This is a genomic window from Bacteroides stercorirosoris, from assembly GCF_900142015.1.
GTDB lineage: Bacteria > Bacteroidota > Bacteroidia > Bacteroidales > Bacteroidaceae > Bacteroides > Bacteroides stercorirosoris.
Map to the genome: position 1 here is coordinate 64,699 of NZ_FQZN01000001.1, position 21,775 is coordinate 86,473.

12 protein-coding genes are annotated in these 21,775 nt (G+C 41.9%); 9 read left to right on the forward strand and 3 right to left on the reverse strand.

What is annotated here, in order from left to right; translation table 11 throughout:
• Position 1: 1 nt before the first annotated feature.
• Positions 2 to 1,045 (reverse strand): NAD(P)-dependent alcohol dehydrogenase, encoded by a 1,044-nt coding sequence (locus BUC01_RS00200; RefSeq protein ID WP_025831894.1) that lies wholly within the window; start codon positions 1,043 to 1,045, stop codon positions 2 to 4.
• A gap of 256 nt (positions 1,046 to 1,301) precedes the next feature.
• Here BUC01_RS00200 and BUC01_RS00205 point away from each other — a divergent pair, with 256 nt between their 5' ends.
• Positions 1,302 to 2,312: a LacI family DNA-binding transcriptional regulator gene (locus tag BUC01_RS00205; RefSeq protein WP_025831896.1), complete on the forward strand. Its 1,011-nt coding sequence runs from the start codon at positions 1,302 to 1,304 to the stop codon at positions 2,310 to 2,312.
• 25 nt (positions 2,313 to 2,337) lie between these two features.
• Here the strand turns inward: BUC01_RS00205 and BUC01_RS00210 are convergent, their stop codons facing one another.
• Complete coding sequence (locus tag BUC01_RS00210; RefSeq protein ID WP_025831898.1) at positions 2,338 to 3,513, reverse strand: PAS domain-containing sensor histidine kinase; 1,176 nt, start codon at positions 3,511 to 3,513, stop codon at positions 2,338 to 2,340.
• A gap of 171 nt (positions 3,514 to 3,684) precedes the next feature.
• Between BUC01_RS00210 and ahcY the strand changes: the two genes are divergently transcribed.
• Both ahcY and BUC01_RS00220 read left to right on the forward strand, forming a co-directional pair.
• Positions 3,685 to 5,103, forward strand: coding sequence for an adenosylhomocysteinase (gene ahcY, locus BUC01_RS00215; RefSeq protein WP_025831901.1), 1,419 nt, complete (start codon positions 3,685 to 3,687; stop codon positions 5,101 to 5,103).
• A gap of 116 nt (positions 5,104 to 5,219) precedes the next feature.
• On the forward strand, positions 5,220 to 7,727 hold the full coding sequence (locus tag BUC01_RS00220; RefSeq protein ID WP_073312365.1) for a YfhO family protein: 2,508 nt from the start codon (positions 5,220 to 5,222) through the stop codon (positions 7,725 to 7,727).
• 388 nt (positions 7,728 to 8,115) lie between these two features.
• Here BUC01_RS00220 and BUC01_RS00225 read toward each other — a convergent pair whose 3' ends face one another.
• Positions 8,116 to 8,994, reverse strand: coding sequence for an AraC family transcriptional regulator (locus BUC01_RS00225; protein ID WP_025831020.1), 879 nt, complete (start codon positions 8,992 to 8,994; stop codon positions 8,116 to 8,118).
• A 183-nt stretch (positions 8,995 to 9,177) separates the two neighbouring features.
• Between BUC01_RS00225 and BUC01_RS00230 the strand changes: the two genes are divergently transcribed.
• The 6 genes from BUC01_RS00230 to BUC01_RS00255 all read left to right on the forward strand — a co-directional run bounded on the left by BUC01_RS00230 (position 9,178) and on the right by BUC01_RS00255 (position 21,765).
• Positions 9,178 to 10,563: a sugar porter family MFS transporter gene (locus tag BUC01_RS00230; protein ID WP_025831021.1), complete on the forward strand. Its 1,386-nt coding sequence runs from the start codon at positions 9,178 to 9,180 to the stop codon at positions 10,561 to 10,563.
• A 98-nt stretch (positions 10,564 to 10,661) separates the two neighbouring features.
• Positions 10,662 to 13,985, forward strand: coding sequence for a DUF5107 domain-containing protein (locus BUC01_RS00235; RefSeq protein ID WP_025831022.1), 3,324 nt, complete (start codon positions 10,662 to 10,664; stop codon positions 13,983 to 13,985).
• A gap of 97 nt (positions 13,986 to 14,082) precedes the next feature.
• Positions 14,083 to 15,426, forward strand: a complete 1,344-nt coding sequence (locus BUC01_RS00240) for a hypothetical protein (RefSeq protein ID WP_243462355.1) — start codon at positions 14,083 to 14,085, stop codon at positions 15,424 to 15,426.
• A gap of 22 nt (positions 15,427 to 15,448) precedes the next feature.
• Positions 15,449 to 18,469: a SusC/RagA family TonB-linked outer membrane protein gene (locus BUC01_RS00245; RefSeq protein WP_025831024.1), complete on the forward strand. Its 3,021-nt coding sequence runs from the start codon at positions 15,449 to 15,451 to the stop codon at positions 18,467 to 18,469.
• A 13-nt stretch (positions 18,470 to 18,482) separates the two neighbouring features.
• On the forward strand, positions 18,483 to 20,108 hold the full coding sequence (locus BUC01_RS00250; protein WP_025831025.1) for a RagB/SusD family nutrient uptake outer membrane protein: 1,626 nt from the start codon (positions 18,483 to 18,485) through the stop codon (positions 20,106 to 20,108).
• 34 nt (positions 20,109 to 20,142) lie between these two features.
• Positions 20,143 to 21,765: a glycoside hydrolase gene (locus BUC01_RS00255; protein WP_025831026.1), complete on the forward strand. Its 1,623-nt coding sequence runs from the start codon at positions 20,143 to 20,145 to the stop codon at positions 21,763 to 21,765.
• Positions 21,766 to 21,775: the final 10 nt, after the last annotated feature.

Genomic DNA, 21,775 nt, shown 5'->3' on the forward strand with positions numbered 1-21,775 from the left:
ATCAGATTTTAATTACTGATTTTACAATATTCGATTTATCGCTGACACTCATATCCATCGCATTCTGAATATCATCAAAGTCAAAAATATTGGTCACAATACTTCTCAGATCAATTTTTCCAGAGGCCACAGCCTCAATAGCCATTGGATAAATATGACGATAACGAAATACCGACTTGAATGTGAGTTCCTTATCTATTGCCAAACTAATAGGCAATGTCATCTCCCCACTTTTAGAATACCCTACCAGAACAATGTTCGAACCTTTCCGGGCAACATCAATAGCCTGACGGGTGGTAATTTCCATACCGGCAGTTTCAATGACAAGATTAACACCCTCACCGGCAGTCAGCTTATTGATCTCCTCAACCGGATTGACCATATTTGAATTTATCACAGCGGTTGCGCCAACTTCCAACGCTTTTTCCAAACGCTTTTCCATGATATCTACAACATAGACCGTGTTGACGCCTTCGGCTTTGAGTGCCATTAACGAAACCAAGCCAATGCATCCTGCACCGAAAATCACTGCCGTTTGGCCGACATGTGCTTCACCTTGGTTCGCAGCATGAAACCCCACAGCCAACGGTTCAATAAGTGCACCTTCAAGCGTATCAACATTCTCAGGAAGTTTAAAACAGAGATCGGCTTCATGTGCTACGTATTCCGCAAACACTCCATCTACCGGAGGAGTAGCAAAGAAAACCACATCAGAACAAAGATTGTATTTCCCTTCACGGCAAAAGTGACAATGACCGCATGTCTTACCAGGTTCGAGCGCCACTTTATCGCCCACTTTCAGATGTTTAACGTTCTGCCCCAATTTGACAACAATGCCACCAGACTCATGACCTAACATAAAAGGAGGCTGGACGATATAGTTTCCAATTCTCCCGGTTTCATAATAATGAATATCCGACCCACAGACACCCACATACTTCAACTTAACCAATACTTCATTGGGCTTAACCTCTGGAATGGGGCGTTCTTCAAATCCCATCCGACCAATTCCCAACATCACTGCAACCTTCATTGTGCTTTTCATTTTATTATAGCATTAAATTAGTTAATTAGTCTCAAACGAACAGTCTCATTCGTCCTCTCTACAACGCAAAGCTAAGTCCTATTTAACTGTGTTACAAGGATTTTTCAAGAAAAAAATTACGCAACCGTTCCCGCAACCGTTCCCATTTTACGCAACCGTTCCCAACGTTAAATCGTATATTTTAGAAGATATTGGCATTCATTTTTAGTATATGAATAGATAAAAGTCCTAATTTTGCAGAAAACACACCATAACCATGAGGTACGTTACAATTAAAGATATAGCAGTTGCTTTAGGACTATCAAAATCAACTGTGTCAAGAGCATTAAGTGGAGACAGTAAAAACGTTAGCAAGGAAACGTTGCAGAAAATCGTTGAAACGGCTAACGAGATGGGATATCGTCGCAATGAACTGGCCGTCAACCTACGGTTGAGGAGTACACGCATTATCGGAATTATGGTTCCTGAAATGACAACCACATTCTCCATGAGTTTCATCACCGCTGCCCAAAGTCTGTTGAATCAGCAAGGCTATCGCGTTATTCTGGCACTGTCTGACGAAAATCCAGAGACTGAACGCGTAAACCTAACAATGTTTGATAATGCGCGCGTTGAGGGCATTCTGATCAGTGCCTGCCACAATACCGCCAATCTTGATGTTTACCAGAGCTTTTTGGATCGGCATATCCCGATAGTCCTTTTCGACCGTACAATTTCCAATATCTCCGTTCCTGGAGTAAAGAGCAATGACTATACCCAGTCATTCTTCATGGTTGAACATCTTATACGCTCAGGGAAAAAACAAATTCTCCATCTGACCGGACCTCGTCATATCCAAAATACGATTGACCGCAAGAAAGGCTATCGCGATGCATTGGCTAAATTCCATATTCCCTACGATTCACGATATGCCATCGAATCAGGTATCAGTGTTGAAGATGGTGCCAATGCAATCAAGAAGGTTTTAAGTCTTGACATCCCTTTTGATGCAGTTTTTTGTTTCACAGAGACGCAGGCATTAGGTGCAAAACGGACACTACAAGAACACAACATAGCTATTCCGAGTGAAGTTGCAATCTGCTGTATGTCAGGAACTGCTTTATCGACCTTGGTACACCCACCGCTAACTGCTGTTGAGCAACAGGTTGATGAAATGGCCACAATTGCCGTCCGCCTTATTCTTGAGAAAATCAATGATTTCTCAATTCCCGACCAGACCATCACATTGGAATCGAATATCATTATCAGAAAATCAACGGTTGAGTAATCTGCACTGAAGCACAATTTTCAACTTATTCAACCATCGGTAACGTAAAGAAGAACGTTGTCCCTATTCCCATACCCGAACGTACCCATATCCGTCCGCCCATCCGCTCTACCAACATACGGGAAACAGTCAGCCCCAGCCCGGTACCCTGGGCAAAATTATTAATCTTTCCGAAACGTTCAAAAATCTTCGCAACCCGACTGGCGGGAATACCAAGACCTGTATCTTTCACATAAACCTGCACTATATTACCTCGTTGTTCATATCCCAAATGAATTTCTCCGGCAGGAGTAAACTTTACAGCATTGCTCAATAAGTTCATCAACACCTGCATGACGCGCGACCTGTCTCCCGCAGCATACAAATTCTTATCACTATCATCCAATATCAGCTTAACTCCTTCACTCACCTTTGTCCGGTGCCTGGTGTACTCTTCGAGGCAAGCGGCATACATATTCACTTTGTCCTTCCTGAATTCCAAAGAACCCGCCTCCATTGACGACAAGTCCAGAATATCATTAAACAGGCATAACAGTAATTCGGAGTTCTTCTCAATGATGTTGCAATAATCGTCCTTATCCCCCTCATATCCCGGGTCAACCACCAGTCTCGAAAATCCAACAATCGCATTCAGCGGTGTACGTATCTCATGGCTCATATTGGCAAGGAAAGCAGACTTCAACCGGTCAGCCTCTTCCGCTTTTATACGGGCGGCAGCCAATTCACGCTGGGCATTCACCCGGCTCGTAACATCCCGGCACATGCACAGCAGATACTGGTCTCCCAACGGACACACCAAATTTTCATAATGGTGCATCTCTCCTTCAAACAGCAATGAATGTTCTCCGATACTGGGCTGGCGGGTACGTATCACCTTCTCCATATTGGCACGGATCTTACGGTATTCTGATTCCGGCACTATGTCTTTAAGGTTAGGACGTGATGTATCATCACCGGACAAGCCTTCCACATGATTCGTTTCAGGAGAGGAGAGTAATTCGATATAGTCCAGATTGAAGTCGAATATGGTCAACATATCCGGGATAGCATCCAGTATTTCTTTACCATATTTTTTACTGAAGGCCCCCGGATTTTCATCCGGACATGGAGCTTGCTGGGGAGGACGACTTGCCAGTTGCTCTTCCAATTCCCGGATTATATCCAGTAGTTCTTCTTTTGTTTTATCGTTATAATCCCTCATTTCAAGGTAAATATATTGCTTAGTATTATTTTGGAGAAGCAAATATACATATCTTTTCAATTATATCAACATATATTCCGAGCTTTTATTTAAAAAAAACGAATAGCTTTTGTCCTACTAATCAGAATGTTCTATCTTTGCACCACTTTTTATTTAAAATCATTGATAGATATGTCTAAAGAATTATTCTCTACTCTGCCCTACAAGGTGGCAGACATTACGCTTGCCGACTTCGGTCGCAAGGAAATCGATCTGGCAGAACAAGAAATGCCCGGCCTCATGGCTCTTCGCGAAAAGTATGGAGAAACAAAACCGTTGAAAGGTGCTCGTATCATGGGTTCCCTGCACATGACCATCCAGACAGCGGTACTGATTGAAACCCTCGTAGCACTGGGTGCCGAAGTGCGCTGGTGCTCCTGCAACATATACTCGACCCAGGACCATGCCGCAGCCGCTATTGCCGCAACCGGCGTGCCTGTATTTGCCTGGAAAGGTGAAACACTGGCCGACTACTGGTGGTGTACACTCCAGGCACTGAACTTCCCCGGCGGTAAAGGTCCTACAGTGATTGTAGACGATGGTGGCGACGCTACCATGATGATACACGTGGGCTATGAGGCTGAGAACAATGCTTCTGTGCTGGATAAAGAAGTTCATGCGGAAGACGAGATTGAGTTAAATGCTATTCTGAAGTGTGTATTGGCAGAAGACCCTACACGTTGGCATCGTGTAGCTGCCGAAGTACGCGGCGTATCAGAAGAAACGACCACAGGTGTACACCGCCTGTACCAGATGCAGGAAGAAGGTAAATTGCTGTTCCCGGCATTCAACGTGAACGACTCCGTAACGAAGTCCAAATTCGATAACCTGTACGGTTGCCGCGAGTCTCTTGCAGATGGCATTAAACGCGCTACGGACGTGATGATTGCAGGTAAAGTAGTAGTAGTTTGCGGCTACGGTGATGTAGGTAAAGGATGTTCACACTCTATGCGTTCCTACGGCGCACGTGTACTGGTTACGGAAGTAGACCCGATTTGCGCCCTGCAAGCTGCAATGGAAGGTTTTGAAGTAGTAACGATGGAAGAAGCCTGCACCGAAGGTAATATCTTTGTTACTACCACAGGCAACATAGATATCATCCGCATCGACCATATGGAGAAAATGAAAGACCAGGCCATTGTTTGCAACATCGGTCACTTCGATAACGAAATCCAGGTGGATGCGCTCAAACATTATTCCGGCATCAAGCATGTCAACATCAAACCGCAGGTAGACCGCTACTATTTCCCCGACGGACACAGCATTATCCTGTTGGCCGACGGACGTCTGGTCAATCTGGGTTGCGCCACCGGTCACCCGTCATTCGTGATGAGCAACTCGTTCACCAACCAGACTTTGGCACAAATCGAACTGTTCAACAAGAAATACGAAACCGGTGTTTACCGTCTTCCCAAACATCTTGATGAAGAAGTGGCACGTCTGCACCTCGAAAAAATCGGTGTGAAACTGACAAAACTCACTCCCGAACAAGCCGCTTATATCGGTGTAAACGTGGACGGACCGTATAAGGCTGAACACTATCGTTATTAAAATAACGAAATTGACAATTGACAATTGACAATTGACAATTAGGCTGCGCCGTCATTCTGCATAGCCATTGTCAATTGTCAATTGTCAATTGTCAATTTCATAAAAATCCCGTTTTTATGAAGAAGCTCCTCCCCGACCTCCTGGTCATTCTTATCTTTGCAGTTCTTTCGTTCGCCTATTTCTTCCCGGCGGATATAGAAAACCGCATTCTTTTCCAACATGACACAGCTGCCGGTGCCGGTGCCGGACAAGAGGCAGCAAAGTATCGCCAAGAAACCGGTGAATATACACGCTGGACAAACTCATTGTTCGGTGGTATGCCAACCTATCAGATAGCTCCCAGCTATGAATCGACGAAACCATTGACGTGGATACAGAAGGTATACCAACTGTTCCTTCCCACATACGTGAACCTGACTTTCATTCTGATGCTGGGCTTTTTCATCCTGTTGCGTGCATTTGGCATACCGGTATGGCTGGCAGGATTAGGGGGATTGATGTGGGCGTACTCGTCCTACTTCTTCATCCTGATATCTGCCGGACATATATGGAAATTTATCACACTGGCCTATATTCCACCCACAATAGCAGGTATCGTACTGGCCTACCGGGGTAAGTATCTGGCAGGAGGTATCGTCACAGCACTGTTCGTTGCCCTGCAAATCCTGTCAAACCACGTGCAGATGAGCTATTATTTCCTGTTCGTCATCCTGTTCATTGTAGGAGCTTACTTTGAAGATGCATGGCGCAACAAAACCTTACCGCAATTCCTTAAAGCAAGCGGGGTGCTTGCAGTAGCTGCACTTATCGGTATATGTATCAATCTGTCGAACCTGTACCACACTTACGAGTACAGCAAAGAAACCATGCGCGGCAAAAGTGAACTTGTGGAAACCGGTGATGCCGCCAAGCAAACCAGCAGCGGACTGGATCGCGATTATATCACTCATTGGAGTTATGGTATCGGAGAGACATGGACCCTGTTAGTGCCTAATTTTAAAGGCGGTGCTTCCATTCCCCTCGTTGCAAACGAGACAGCCATGGAAAAGGCCAACCCGATGTATGCCGGATTATACCAGCAATTGCCTCAATATTTTGGAGACCAGCCCATGACATCAGGCCCCGTCTATGTAGGTGCTTTTGTATTATTCCTTTTCATCCTGGGTTGCTTCATTGTCAAAGGACCACTGAAGTGGGCACTAATCGGAGCGACTTTCTTCTCCATCGTTCTCGCATGGGGAAAGAACTTTATGCCGCTGACGGATTTCTTCATCGACTACATACCTATGTATAGTAAGTTCCGTGCCGTATCGTCCATTCTCGTCATTGCGGAGTTCACAATTCCATTGCTGGCAATCTTCGCATTGAAAAAGATACTGGAAGAACCGGAAATACTGAAAAATAAGCTGAAATTCGTAGGCATCAGTTTTGTGTTAACGGCAGGCGTAGCCTTGATACTGGTTATCATACCGGGAGCTTTCAGTTCTTCATTTGTTCCTGCCCAGGAGGCTCAGATGTTGCAGAATGCAGTCAACCAGGGAATGATTCCCAAGGAAGAATTGTCCGGAATCCTTTCTAACCTGGGAGAGATGCGTGCTGCAATGGTTAGTTCCGATGCGTTGCGCAGCTTCATTATCGTTGTAATCGGCTGTACGTTACTGTGGTGCTACTATAGCGGTAAACTAAAGAAAATAGTAGTAATTGCCGGTATCACCATTCTTTGTGTGGTAGATATGTGGGGAGTAAACAAACGTTATCTGCACGACGACCAATTTGTACCCCGCTCTGCCCAGGTCGATACTTTTAAGAAAACGGAAACTGACGAAATAATCCTGCAAGATACTGACCCCAACTATCGTGTGTTCAGCCTTTCCAGAGATGCATTCAGTGAAAACCGAACCTCTTACTGGCACAAGAGCGTAGCCGGTTATCATGCCGCCAAACTGCGCCGCTATCAAGAAATGATAGAGCATCATATTACTCCTGAGATGCAAGTTGCTTATCAAGCCATAGCCGGCGCAGGCGGAAAAATGGATAGCGTGGACTTTTCTAAACTCCACATATTAAATATGTTGAATACGAAGTATTTCATCCTTCCTACCGGGCAAAACCAGACCATCCCTATTATGAACCCGTATGCCTACGGCAATGCGTGGTTTGTAGATAAGGTAGAATACGTGGATAATGCCAATCAGGAAATTGACGCTCTGCACACAATATTACCAACGGAAACAGCCGTAGTAGACGCCCGCTTTAAAGAAATCCTGAAGGATGTAACGACTTCTTATAAAGACAGTCTCTCAAGCGTCCGTCTGACAAGCTACGAACCTAACTGCTTGGTCTACGAAACCAATAATTCGAAAGACGGTGTAGTTGTATTCTCCGAAATCTATTATCCGGATGGCTGGATAGCTACCATCGACGGAGAGCCTGCCGACATTGCGCGTGCCGACTACATCCTGCGTTCCATGTACGTCCCTGCCGGAAAACACACCATCGAAATGCGCTTTGACCCAAAGAGCCTGCACGTGACGGAGGGCATCGCTTACGCAGCACTGGCGTTGATGGTGATTGGAATTATGATATTGGTGATAATATATAGAAGGAAACTAAGTTCACGCTAATATCTTTCAAGGTGGAGCTAACTCCCTTCTATAGCCTCCTTAATATAAACACCCGAATGTAACGGTTACATTCGGGTGTTTATATTAACGCATCTATATATCCAGCATTTCCCATCTATATATCCAACGTCTCCCATCTATATATCCAACACTTCCGATCTATATATCCAACATCTCCCATCTATATATCCAACGTCTCCCATCTATATATCTGTGAAACACGTGAACTTTCCGCTGCAAAAGTTTCTAATAGAATAGCCTTTATTAATGACTATCATTCTTTCAGAAGATTCTTTCAGCCGGAAAACCGATGGGTAGTACGGTTGACGAGATATGAAAGAACTGAAAGATAATAAGGGGACCTTGCAGACCACATACGAAACCTAAATTATTTATATCTGCTTCTATATTCTTTGGGAGTAATCTCCATTTCCTTTGTGAATGCCTTCGAGAAATGAAACTGGTCATAATATCCCAACCGGAAAGCAATCTCCTTGATTTTTAAGTCAGAGAATTGCAGATAAGAACAAGCACGCTGGATTTTCAGCTGATTGTAATATTCCATCGGAGCATAAGAAGTTCTTTCCGAAAACAAAGCGCTGAAATGGGATGCAGAGTAGTTCACATGCTGCGCTATATCTTCCAGCGTGATTTTAGTCTCCATATTCTCTTTCATATACGAGATGCTTTTCTGTACAAAGTCAGTTTCCCTCACCTTTTTTATTTCCCTAAACTGATTAATATACTTCAAAGAAGCGAGAAAGTGCATCAGGCAGAAGCTTACATACTCCAGATTTTCAGGGTTATACCCCATTTCCAGATTCTGAAACATTTCCTCGAATAGTAGAAAACGGTCATCATAACGGCTTTTGTCCGACTCTTCCAGAGATATAATCTTACCTATTATAGATGAGAACATAGTCACACTCTCGCCACAAAAGTGTATCCAGTAAATGCTCCATGGGTTAACCTCATCAGCACCATATGCATGTTTTTCATTGGCAGGTAATATAAAGGCCTGGTTTTTATTCAAGATATGCTTTTCACCATTATAGGCAATCCAGCCACACCCTTCTTCACAATATATAAAAACATTCTCATTCGTTCCTTGTTCCCTCTCCCTGAAATGGAATTGCGCACGAGGATAGTAGCCTATGTGACTGACAAATAATTGCTTTGTAATATTATTCTCCCGTTGAAGGTTACGTATATTATAAGGTGTAACAATAGCCTTCTCTCCTTTAAAGCCTTCCGCTACTTTTTCCATGATATATAATTTTGGTTGATTTTTACATATTTCTCATAGTATTTTACATGTATACCTGTTTTTGTAGTATTTTCGAGGTATTCCACTGATAAATATAATAAGATTATACATACTTTTGATAACAATCTGCATTTTTTTATTGACTTTTAAGGCATACATTTGCCATACATTAAAACTGATATCATGAAAACAAAATCTATTAGCAACAATTTTTACCTCTTGCTTATTTCATTAGTTTCAGCCATGGGCGGACTACTTTTCGGATACGATTGGGTAGTTATCGGTGGCGCCAAACCTTTCTATGAAGTTTTCTTCGGAATAGCCAATTCTCCCGGCATGCAAGGGTGGGTTATGGGCAGTGCCATCCTCGGTTGTTTAATAGGAGTCATGGTTGCCGGTGTCCTATCCGACCGGTACGGACGTAAACCTCTCATGATAGCTGCCTCCATCACATTTACCGTCTCTGCAATCGGAACAGGAGCTGTGAATGACATTGACTGGTTCATTTTCTACCGTATATTTGGCGGTATCGGAATCGGAATCGCTTCCAATCTCTCACCTATGTATATTGCCGAAGTCTCTCCCGGTGAGGTAAGGGGAAAATTCGTATCTATCAATCAGCTGACAATAGTATTAGGTATTCTGGCCGCCCAGATTGCCAACTGGCTGATTGCAGATCCGGTGATAGCCGGTGAGGATATGCTGAATACGTGGAATGGGCAAATGGGATGGCGCTGGATGTTTTGGGCAGAAGTTGTTCCCTCGTTACTGTTCTTTATTCTGGTATTCTTCATTCCTGAAAGTCCCCGTTGGCTGGCCACCAAACACCAATACACCAAAGCCGAAAGTATTTTAAGCCGTATAGGTGGAAAAGAATATGCAAAAACAGAGGTTGCGACCATAAGAACTGTTTTGCAGGCAACCAAAGAGAAAGTAAATATCCGCCTGCTCTTCCAGGGAAAAATGCCGGGGATATTATTGATAGGTATCGTTATCGCAGCTTTCCAACAATGGTGTGGCCTCAATGTCATTTTCAATTATGCACAAGAAATCTTTGCGGCAGCCGGTTATGGTGTTTCCGACATTCTGTTTAATATTGTAGTGACGGGCGTGACGAATGTAATATTCACTTTTGTGGGTATGTACACTGTAGACAAGTTAGGACGCCGTTCGCTTATGTTGTTCGGTGCTTCGGGATTGGCCTGCATTTATATAATCATGGGAGTATGCTACTACCTCAACATTACCGGAATAGCAGTACTGACAATGGTAGTATTAGCCATCGCCTGTTATGCCATGACTTTGGCTCCCGTGACTTGGGTGGTATTATCTGAAATATTCCCGAACCGCATACGTGGTATGGCAATGGCTGTTTCCACCTTTTCCCTTTGGGCTGCGTGCTTTGTTCTGACATATACATTCCCGCTATTGAACTCCGGATTAGGAGCTTACGGCACTTTCTGGCTATACGGGATTATATGTATTCTCGGATTTATATTCATCAAAATCAAGTTGCCCGAAACGAAAGGAAAATCTTTGGAAAGCATTGAAAAAGAACTGACTAATTAAAATAAGAATATCACTTTTTAAATTCATTTTTACTTAAGCGATGAAGCCTGTTCACCGTTTAAATCACCCTTATTGTCTCAAAAAATAATAAATACCTTATGGAAAAGATTACAGAATATTTGATTCAGCCCACTCTTTTTGAAAAAGGAGTAGTAAAAGTCTGGAAAGAGACCGTAAAGCTTCCAACCTACGAAATAGGCGAGGAAGAGAAAAACCCTATTTTCCTGGAGAAACGCGTTTATCAGGGAAGTTCGGGAGTAGTATATCCCTATCCTGTTGTTGAAAAAATATGCGATGAGAAGAAGGAGAAGGAATACAAAGCCTATTTTCTTGAAAATGAATATCTCAAGATAATGATACTGCCGGAATTGGGTGGACGCGTGCAAATGGCCTACGATAAAGTAAAGAAACGCCATTTTGTATATTACAACCAAGTCATCAAACCTGCATTGGTAGGATTGACCGGCCCCTGGATATCAGGCGGAATAGAATTTAACTGGCCTCAGCACCACCGTCCCAGTACTTACCTTCCCACCGACTGCACCATTGAAGAAAATGCGGACGGCAGTAAAACCGTATGGTGTAATGAGGTGGAACGCATGTTCAATATGAAGGGAATGCAGGGATTCACACTACATCCGGGCAAATCCTATCTGGAAATCAAAGTCAAGGTCTACAACCGTACTCCTTTCCCGCAAACTTTCCTATGGTGGGCCAACCCTGCCGTAGTTGTCAACGACCATTATCACTCGGTTTTTCCACCCGATGTGCATGCCGTCTTTGACCACGGGAAAAGAGATGTATCCAACTTTCCGATTGCCACAGGAGTATATTACAAACAAGATTACTCGGAAGGGGTTGACATCTCCAAATATAAGAATATCCCTGTCCCTACTTCATACATGGCTATCCAGTCACGCTATAACTTTGTCGGTGGTTATGAGGAAAATGTACAGGCAGGACTATTACACGTAGCCGACCATCATCTGTCCCCCGGCAAAAAACAATGGACCTGGGGTAACGGTGATTTCGGGATTGCCTGGGACAGAAACCTCACCGATGAAGACGGCCCTTATATTGAACTGATGACCGGAGTCTACACAGACAACCAACCGGACTTTACCTGGCTGCAACCTTACGAAGAAAAATCATGGATGCAATACTTCATGCCATACAACGAAGTAGGATACGTTAAAAATGCATCCAAAGATTTCATTCTGAACCTGGACGTAGCGGATAATACCGCCCATATCATAGTATATGCAACCGGACAGCAAGAAGACATCAAAATCGAATTAAAAGATATAACCGGAAAAATCCTGCTAAGCCAGATAACAGCCCTTTCCCCGGAAAGCATATTTAAAACTCAAGTAGAGACTGCCGGACAACTGCCGGAAGAACTCATCCTCTCCATATACAATAGTGATGGAAGAGTTCTTTTAGAGTATAAGGCCGACAAACCGGAAATAAAGCCCACACCAGATCCCGCCAAAGCAGCTAAACAACCCGAAGAGATAGCTTCCATAGAACAGCTTTTCTTAACCGGATTGCATCTGGAACAATATCGTCATGCCACATATGACCCTATGGCTTATTATAGGGAAGCTCTGGACAGAGAACCCGGTGACGCCCGTTGCAACAACGCAGTCGGTTTATTGAATATGCGCCGCGGAAAGTTTGAAGAAGCTGAGAAATATTTCCATAAAGCCATAGCTACACTGACAGAGCGTAGTCCTAACCCATATGACGGAGAGCCCTATTACAATTTAGGATGGAGCCTGAAAATGCAAGGTAAATATGATGAAGCATACAATGCTTATTACAAATCGACCTGGAATTCAGCCTGGAGAGATGCAGGATATTTCGGTGTAGCCCAAATAGACTGTATCAGAAAGGACTGGACCGCCGCTTTGGAACATATCGACCTGGCACTCATACACAACTGGCACAACCATAAGGCGCGCCAGCTTAAAGCCTCTATTCTAAGGTATTCCGGACAAACAGATGAAGCATTAAAATTCATCGGAGAATCGTTGACCATTGATAAATTCAATTTAGGATGCCGCTTTGAAAAGTATTTCATCGAAAACGTCTCTACTTATTTACAAGAGATGAAAGAGATGCTTAACGGCAGTGTACATAACTATATTGAATACGCATTCGACTTTGCCGCAGCCGGAATGTACGAGGAAGCATCCCGGATAATGCACACCTATATGGATGGAGAAACCGCCATTTACCCCATGGCAGCCTACATGACAGGATATTTTGCAGCGATGTCGGGAGATACGAAATTGGCATTGCAATGGTACCGGAAGGCGCAAAATTTGTCTCCTCACAAATGCTTCCCCAACAGAATTGACGAAATAAATGTATTGGCAGATGCCATGAAGATGAATCCGGAAGATTTCAAAGCTCCCTACTATCTGGGAAACTTCTGGTATGCACACCGCTGTTATGAAGAAGCTATTGCCTGCTGGGAAAAATCAGTAGAGATCAATAACCAGTTCCCTACAGCTCTACGCAACCTCTCATTGGCTTATTACAACAAGAAAGGCAGGAAAGAAGAAGCGCGCAGATTATTGGAAAAAGCATTCGAACTGGATGAAACGGACTCCCGTATCTTTATGGAGTTGGACCAACTGTACAAGAAAATGGGAAAACCCCATGCAGAACGCCTGGCTCTTCTTGAGGCACATCAGGAATTGGTGGCACAACGGGATGACTTATGCATAGAACGAATAACCCTCTATAATCAGTTAGGAGAGTATGAAAAGGCAAAAAGACTGATAGCCGCACAAAAATTCCATCCGTGGGAAGGTGGTGAAGGTAAAGTCACAGGGCAATATATTCTCTGCCGGGTAGAACTTGCCAAGAAAGCTATTAAAGAGAACCGCTATGCGGAAGCCATCAGCCTTTTAAAAGAGACAGAACATTATCCGCACAATCTGGGTGAAGGCAAACTGATCAACGCCGAAGAGAATGAAGTGGACTACTATAAAGGAATAGCCTACCAAAAGCTGGGCAACGAAGTTGAATCCACTAAGTATTTAATGAAAGCGACACAAGGTTCCAGCGAGCCTCAACAGGCATTTTACTATAATGACCAACAACCTGACAAGATTTTCTATCAGGGACTTGCCTGGAGGGCATTGGGAGAAGAGAGTAAAGCACGCAGCCGCTTCAATAAACTGATTAACCACGGCAAGAAACATCTCTTCGATGAATGCAAAATCGATTATTTCGCAGTATCCTTACCAGAACTTGCGATCTGGGAGGATGACCTGAATGTACGTAACAAGGTTCATTGCTATTATGTTATGGCATTAGGATACAGTGGCATAGGAGAGAAGGAATTAGCAGAAGAATATTATGAAGAGGTAAAAAGACTTGATGTGAATAAACAAGTGTTCAGGATGTGATTGCTCTTATTGTACAGGGATGTGCCAGAATCGACACATTTCCCTGTACAGTAATTCACTTAGAAATAAACTATTAGTTAACAACAATATTAATATTATGAAGAGTTTGTTTAGATTATCAGCATTATTAATGCTGCTTTGCTTTATGGGATGTTCGGACGATGAGGGTATCTCCTATCCTACATCTGATGCCCCGGAAATAAAAGTGTTGCGTGATGAATTGTATTCTAATCCCAACAGAAAGTTTGTGATTAAGGCTGATTTAAAAGATGATTTGGGCCTTAAGTCTTTGAAAATTGTGATTCCAGAATTTTATCTGGATAAGGAAATTGTATTCCCGACAGATACTTTAGTTACAGAATATAAATTGGCTTATGAGTTTCTAGCACCAAAGGATACAAAAAATGAAGATGTATATAAAGTAAATCTTGCACTGGAGGATGTTTCTGGAAATATTGTGACCAAAGAGCTTACATTACATTTGGATGGAGACTTTAATGCTCCTAATTTTTCAAATGTATCACCACAAGATGGAACGGTACAGCTATTGGAGAGCAAGATGGAATTGTCACTTTCCTTTAAAGTCACTGATGATTCAGGTTTAGATTCAGTATATGTGGAAGAACCGATACTGGGTATCATGGAAAGAATCAAATTAGACGGCGAGAAAGAGTACTCTTTCAGCAAGACTTATTCTTTACCATCCAAACCGGAAGAGTATGAACTAAAAATAACAGCAATTGACAACTTTGTAGAAGCTAACAGGAAAACACAGAAAATTAAATATACTGTTTCCAGCGAAATGGTTACTTTATTCCTGGCCGATGTTCCTAAGGGAACTAATTTAACAGCCGATGTTTGTGGAGTACCGATGCTCTATCATAAAAAATCAAATGGTACATTTACTTTCAAATATTATGCAGACTGTGATAACAAGGAAATCTACTTTTTGGGACAGGAAAACTCTTTTGAACCTCATTGTTTCGGTGTATCAGGCGAGAATGGCAAATTACTAAACAATCCTTCTGCCGCTCCAATAGTGCTGCCTATAAAGGGATATTATGAGATTGTGGCAAATACCAAGGAGCAGACGTATACTGTGACTCCTTATATACCTTCTTCAGCAGTGCACGATTCTCCTGATATCACAATGTGTGGTTACGGATTTGAGGGTGCCGGATGGAATCCTTCCAATAAGGATTGCCTACTCACTCCAGACGCAGAGAATCCGTATATACTTGGACGAACTCTCATACTGAACGAAACCCAGCTTAATGTAACCATTACTTATCCGGGCTGGAGTAAATACTGGCGCTTGCTTGAAAATGGTATTATTGATTATATGGGTTCAAGCCAACCTTATTTGAAAGTAAACCAAAAGGGAAGTTATAAATTCATTATTGATACTGAGATTGCACGTGCTAAATTACTGAAAGAATAATCATTAAACGATGTATATAGTCATGAAAAGAAATATTATATTTTCTCTTATCGTTTCTTTCTTCTGCCTTGCTGCAAATGCACAGATAAAGGTTCGGGGAACTATTGTTGACGATAGAAATGAACCTTTGATAGGTGTTAATATCCAGGAAGAAGGAACTACCAACGGTAGTATATCTGATGTGAATGGACAATACAGTATAACAGTCACCGGAATAGATTCCAAACTGTCATTCTCTTTTATCTCTTACAAAACCATTGTAGAAAAAGTAGGAAATAGAACTGTCATTAATGTAACCTTGGCAGAAGATTCAGAGCTACTTCAAGAAGTGGTAGTGGTAGGCTATGGTGTACAGAAAAAGAGTGATCTAACAAGTTCCATCTCTTCCGTAAAAGGAAAAGAGGTAAGGTCAATGAACGTGAGCAATGCTACTGAAAGTCTCCAGGGAAAAGTGGCTGGTGTGACAATTGTAGGAGCTGGAAATCCAGGTGGTCAGCCAAAGGTTTTGATTAGAGGTTTCTCTACCATCAACTTGTCCACTGATCCATTGTATGTAGTTGATGGGGTTCCTATGGGCGAAGGAATCAATTTCCTTAATCCCAATGAGATTGAGAGCATCGAAGTCTTGAAAGATGCTTCTGCCAGTGCCATTTATGGTAGTCGTGCCTCAAATGGAGTTATTATGGTTACTACTCGTAAGGGAGTGGAAGGCAAACCTTCATTCTATCTCGATATGCATTATGGTGTGCAAGAGATGAAAAATCCTTATGACATGGCAGATGCTGTGGAGTATGCTGAAATATTGAATACTGCTGCCCGTCAGGCCGGTTATCCTGAGGAATTTGACAATCCCGCTTCTTTTGCAGGTAAAACAACAAATTGGTGGGATGCAGGTATTCGCCAGTTCACCCCTCAATTAAATGCAAGTTTGGGTGTGCAGGGTGGAACGGAGAAGAACAAATACTCGGTTAGTTTGAATTATTTCCAGCAAGATTCTTTCTATCAGAAGGGAGGATATAAACGATTTACCGCTCGTTTTACCAACGATTATAAGTTTAATAAGCATTTCTCAGCCGGATTCTCATTAAATCCGCGTTATGAGTCATGGGGTAATCCTACTAATTGGTCGGACTTTGACAGAGTGGATCCGATTACCCCTATTTTCAAGTCTGAAGATGAATTGAATGGTACTGAAAATGAATATAGTCTGTATTCCCGTTCTCCGTCTCAAATTTGGAATCCGGTTGGTTATGTTCACAGATGGAATCAAAGCAATAATTCTTATGCTTTGTCGTCCTCTGCTTATCTTGAAATCAAACCGATAAAAGATTTGATATTTAGGTCTCAATTCTCCATAGATTTAGATACTCGAATTTCCAATACGTTTGCACCGGATTTTGTTATTGATGCGGCTCATGAGTTTCAGACAAACAACAAGTTCACGCGTAACAAACCTACTTATCGTAATTGGAGTTTGCAGAATACGTTGACTTACCTGAAAACTTTTGCGAATAAGCATAATTTTTCTTTTATGGTGGGTAACACCCTGGAAGAATGGAATAGCACTACTTTGTGGGGAAGCTATGAAAAGATGCCCAACAACTCAGATAATTTGCATGAATTGGATGCCGGTACCGTCAATCCACAAACCGGAGGTAATTCTTCTACCACTTCTATTTTGTCTTATTTGGGTAGACTAACTTACAATTATAATGATAAGTATTATCTGACAGCTACTTATCGCGTGGATGGTTCTTCCAAATTCCTGTCTAAGAACAAATGGGCCTCTTTCCCTTCGGCTTCCATAGCTTGGCGTATGTCTAATGAACCGTTTATGGAAAGCACAAAGTCTGTGCTTAATAGCCTTAAACTCAGAATAGGTTGGGGACGCGTAGGCAATCAGAATCTTCCTTCAGGAGTTTATATGTCTCAATTAGGACAAGGTTACTATGTCTTGGGCGATAATGTGGTGAACACAGTTTACCCCAGTTTGGTTAAAAATGAGGATGTGAAATGGGAAACTGTAGAGGATTACAACTTCGGTATTGATTACGGATTATTTGATAATCGTTTAACAGGATCTTTTGAGTATTATATAAAGAATACCAGAGATATGCTTTTTCAGAAAGCTTATCCCAGCTATTCCGGCTATCCGGGTGATGCTAAGATTTGGACAAATGTAGGTTCTATGCGTACCAAAGGTTTTGAAATGACAATCAGCTACAATGACCATTGGGGAGATTTTACCTTTGGAAGCACTTTAAACTTAACTACTTTCAACGTGAATATGACAGAACTAACAGGCGATAAAGATCCATTGTATGGAAATGGTGAAAAGACAAAGACAATAGAAGGTGAAGAACCTGCTTTCTTCTACGGATACGTAGCAGACGGCATCTTCCAAAATCAGATTGAGTTGAATAGCCATACTAACAACAAAGGACAGTTCTTGCAACCTAATGCGCAAGTCGGCGATATTCGATTTAAAGATGTAAATGGAGATGGGCAATTGAATGCAGATGACCGCACAAAGATTGGCTCTCCATGGGCTGATATGACGATGGGGCTTAATCTGAATTTAGGTTATAAGAACTTTGATTTAGTGGCAAACTTCTATGCCAGCATTGGCAATGATCTTGTTAATCAGAATATTCAAGAATTGTACAATGCCGCCGGTAGTGGTGGAAAAGTGAATAAAGTGAGCGGCTTGCTTGATATGGCTTGGCATGGTGAAGGTACTTCCAACTATGTCCCTCGCTTATCTACTCAAGACCATAATGAGAACTTTACCAAATTCTCATCTTTCTACATAGAGGATGGTTCTTACTTAAGATTAAAGAATTTACAATTGGGGTATACTTTTAAGAAAATTCCCGGTGTCAATAAACTGAGATTATATATAGCAGGACAAAACTTGTTTACCTTAACTGGCTATAACGGCGTTGAGCCCGAAGTTTCAGGTAGTGTGTTGAGTTTTGGATTTGGCGGATGGACTTATCCAGTACAACGTATATACTCAGTAGGTGTAAATGTAACATTTTAATAGATTGTAAATCATGAAAAAGAATATATTTGCTTTCATTATAGCGGCTTCATTGGGATTGGGATTTATGTCCTGTGAAGATTTTATTGAACACGAAAAAAGAGGTGTTCAAGATTTGGATAACTATTTTAAGACAGATACAGAATGTCGTGACTTTGTCATTGACTTGTATAAGCGTGCATTGTTGAATAATGACTGGCAGCCGATAGCTCATACCAGAATAACGAATGAAACGGCTACCGATGATGCTTGGATGGGAAATACCGGACAATCCGCTGATGGATTCAGTCCAGCTTCGGAATACTTGATCACTCCCAATAGAATGGGATATCTTACAGATTTATTCAAGGAGAGATATAAGAATATTATGGCATGTAATATTGCCATAAATTCTATTCCCGAAGCTCCTATTTCTGAAGACAAAAAAAAGTCCTATGTTGGTGAAGCTCTATTTTGTCGCGCATATAATTACTTGGATCTTGTAGGCAATTTTGGGGGTGTACCATTGGTACTTAAAATGCTATCATCCAATGATATGAATCTAGGACGTTCTAGTAAAGAAGAAATATATCAGCAAATAGAGAATGATCTTAAGTCAGCCGTTCACATGGTAAATACTACGTATGGAAGTGAAGGAAAAGGTAGGGCTACTGTATGGACTTGTACTGCATTATTAGCAAGAGTTTCATTATATCAAGGAAAATGGAAAGAAGCTTATCATTATGCAGATACCACAATCATGAATAGTGGCTGTAAACTTGAACCTGATTTCCTGGATATTTGGAACGTTAATAATCACAATGGCATAGAATCGCTTATTGAAGTTCAGACAAGTCCTGAAGTGGGTAAAATTTTGGGCAATCCCCTTTCCACACTTTGTGGAGGACGCGGTGAAAGTTTGGAAAATTTCCCCAGTAAAGACCCCAATGACATTATGGATGGTTGGGGATGGGGAGTACCCACCAGCGATTTGGAAAATTGTTATCTTTCGGAAGAAGATGAGATAAGAAGACGCAGTACAATAACGGTATGTGGTGATGCTGTATATGGTGATGAGGACTTAAATCCTACTTATGTATTTGACTTGGCACAGAACAAATCTGGCCGCGTAATCCGTAAATATTATATTCCTATTGCTACTCGCAGGACTTTAGAAAATAAGAGGTATAACGCTCCTTTGAATACACCGATTATCCGTCTGGCAGAGATGTATCTGACCCGTGCGGAAGCAGCTTTTCACTTGGGTATGCTTGATGAAGCAATGGATGATGTAGATATCATCCGTGCCCGGGTAAAACTCTCTCCAAAGAAAGGGACTGTTTCCGGTAATGCGGTACTTTATGCTATCTGGAAAGAGCGCAGAATGGAATTGGCATTTGAAGGATTGCGTCTGTTTGATATTAGGAGACAGATAGATCCGGCCACAAATCAACCCGTTATAGCTGGTTTGTTCGGTCCGAATGGAAGTTTTGTTCGTTACAATATGTATGAATCAACGGATCAGTATGAAACGAGCAACCTTAAAGAGCTACAGAACAAAGGTATCAACTTCGATATCAATAAACATTTGGTATGGCCCATTCCTCAATCGGAAATAGACCGTAGTTTTGGTACTGTAACACAGAATCCTAATTACTAATAAACATAAGAGATCAAACTTAAATTTTATAGAAATGAGAAATAGTAAATATTTGCAGATATTAGGTATCTGTACGCTGTTTTCAGTTACGGCATGTAGTTCCAATTTGGAGATTCCAGAACCGCCTGTTTACAATAAGGTGAGAAATATTTCAGTAGACTTAAATCAGGAAATGCAGACGATTGACGGCTTTGGGGCATCAGATGCTTGGCGCTGTCAGATGGTAGGAAAATATTGGCCAGAAGAGAAAAAAAATCAAATTGCCGATTGGCTGTTTAGCCAGGAAGTCGATGAAAATGGAAATCCAAAAGGCATCGGCTTGTCCATGTGGAGATTTTACATTGGTGCGGGAAGCACAGAACAAGGGCTTGATAGCGACATTGCGGATGAGTGGAGACGGTCTGAATGCTTTTTATCAGCTGATGGTACTTACAATTGGAATAAATATGAAGGACAGAAATGGTTCTTAAAGGCAGCTCGTGATAGAGGGGTTGAGCGTTTTCTGGTTTTTAACCTGAGCGCTCCGGTTCATATGTCCATAAATGGGAAAGGCTTTTCAATTAAAGAGAAAAGGATGAATATCAAGGCAGGTATGATGCCTGATTATGCAGACTTTTTAGTAGAGTGCATTGATAACTTGCAGAAGAAAGAAGGAGTTAAATTTGATTATTTAAGTCCCGTGAATGAGCCACAGTGGGATTGGAGTAAAGGCAGCCAGGAAGGGACTCCCGCCACTAATGAAGAAATATCTCAGTTCGTAAAATTACTATCAGAAAGACTCAGCAAAAAAGGATTGGCTACCAAAATAGCATTGGGCGAAGCTGGGAGTATTCAATATTTGTATAAAAATGTAAATGATGAGAACATTGATAATCAGATTGATGATTTTTGGAATCCGTCATCTCCGTTGAGCATTGCTTCTCTGCCCAATGTAGAACGAGTAATGACTGGACACAGTTATTGGACTGTTTGGCCCGTCAAGGATTTAGTCTCACATCGTAAAGCCTTGAATGATAAAATAAAAGAGCATAGCGGATTAAAATATTGGCAAACAGAATATTCTATCCTCGAAAGCCCCGGAGAGTCCGAAATTCCTAACGGAAACGGAAATAAACGCGATTTGGGTATGCAAACGGCACTTTTTGTTGCACGTACTATCCACAATGATTTAACATTGGTAAATGCCTCCTCTTGGTCTTGGTGGACAGCTCTTACCCGTGCAGACTACAAGGACGGTTTGGTATATCTGGATGATGGAACAAATAATGGTTCACAAGTTACAAATTATTGCAAGAAAGATGGATTTGCCAGAGACTCCAAACTTATGTGGATGCTGGGTAATTATTCTTTCTTTGTCCGTCCGGGCATGAAGCGTATTGCCGTTATTACCGAAAATCCAGACCCTGAGAAAGAGGGTAAAGATGTTATGATTAGCGCATACAAAGACAGTTCTTCCAAAAAGATAGTTTTGGTGGCAGTTAATGTCGGTTCTGTCAACCGAAAATATAATCTTCAAGATTTGAAACTGAAGAATCAGACTTTAACTCCTTATACCACTTCTGAAACATCCAATCTAGGAAAGGGAACGGCAATAAAAACTAATGAGATTGTTGTTCCGGCAAAGTCTGTCGTAACTTTTGTTGGTGAACTGGAATAATGTAATGAAT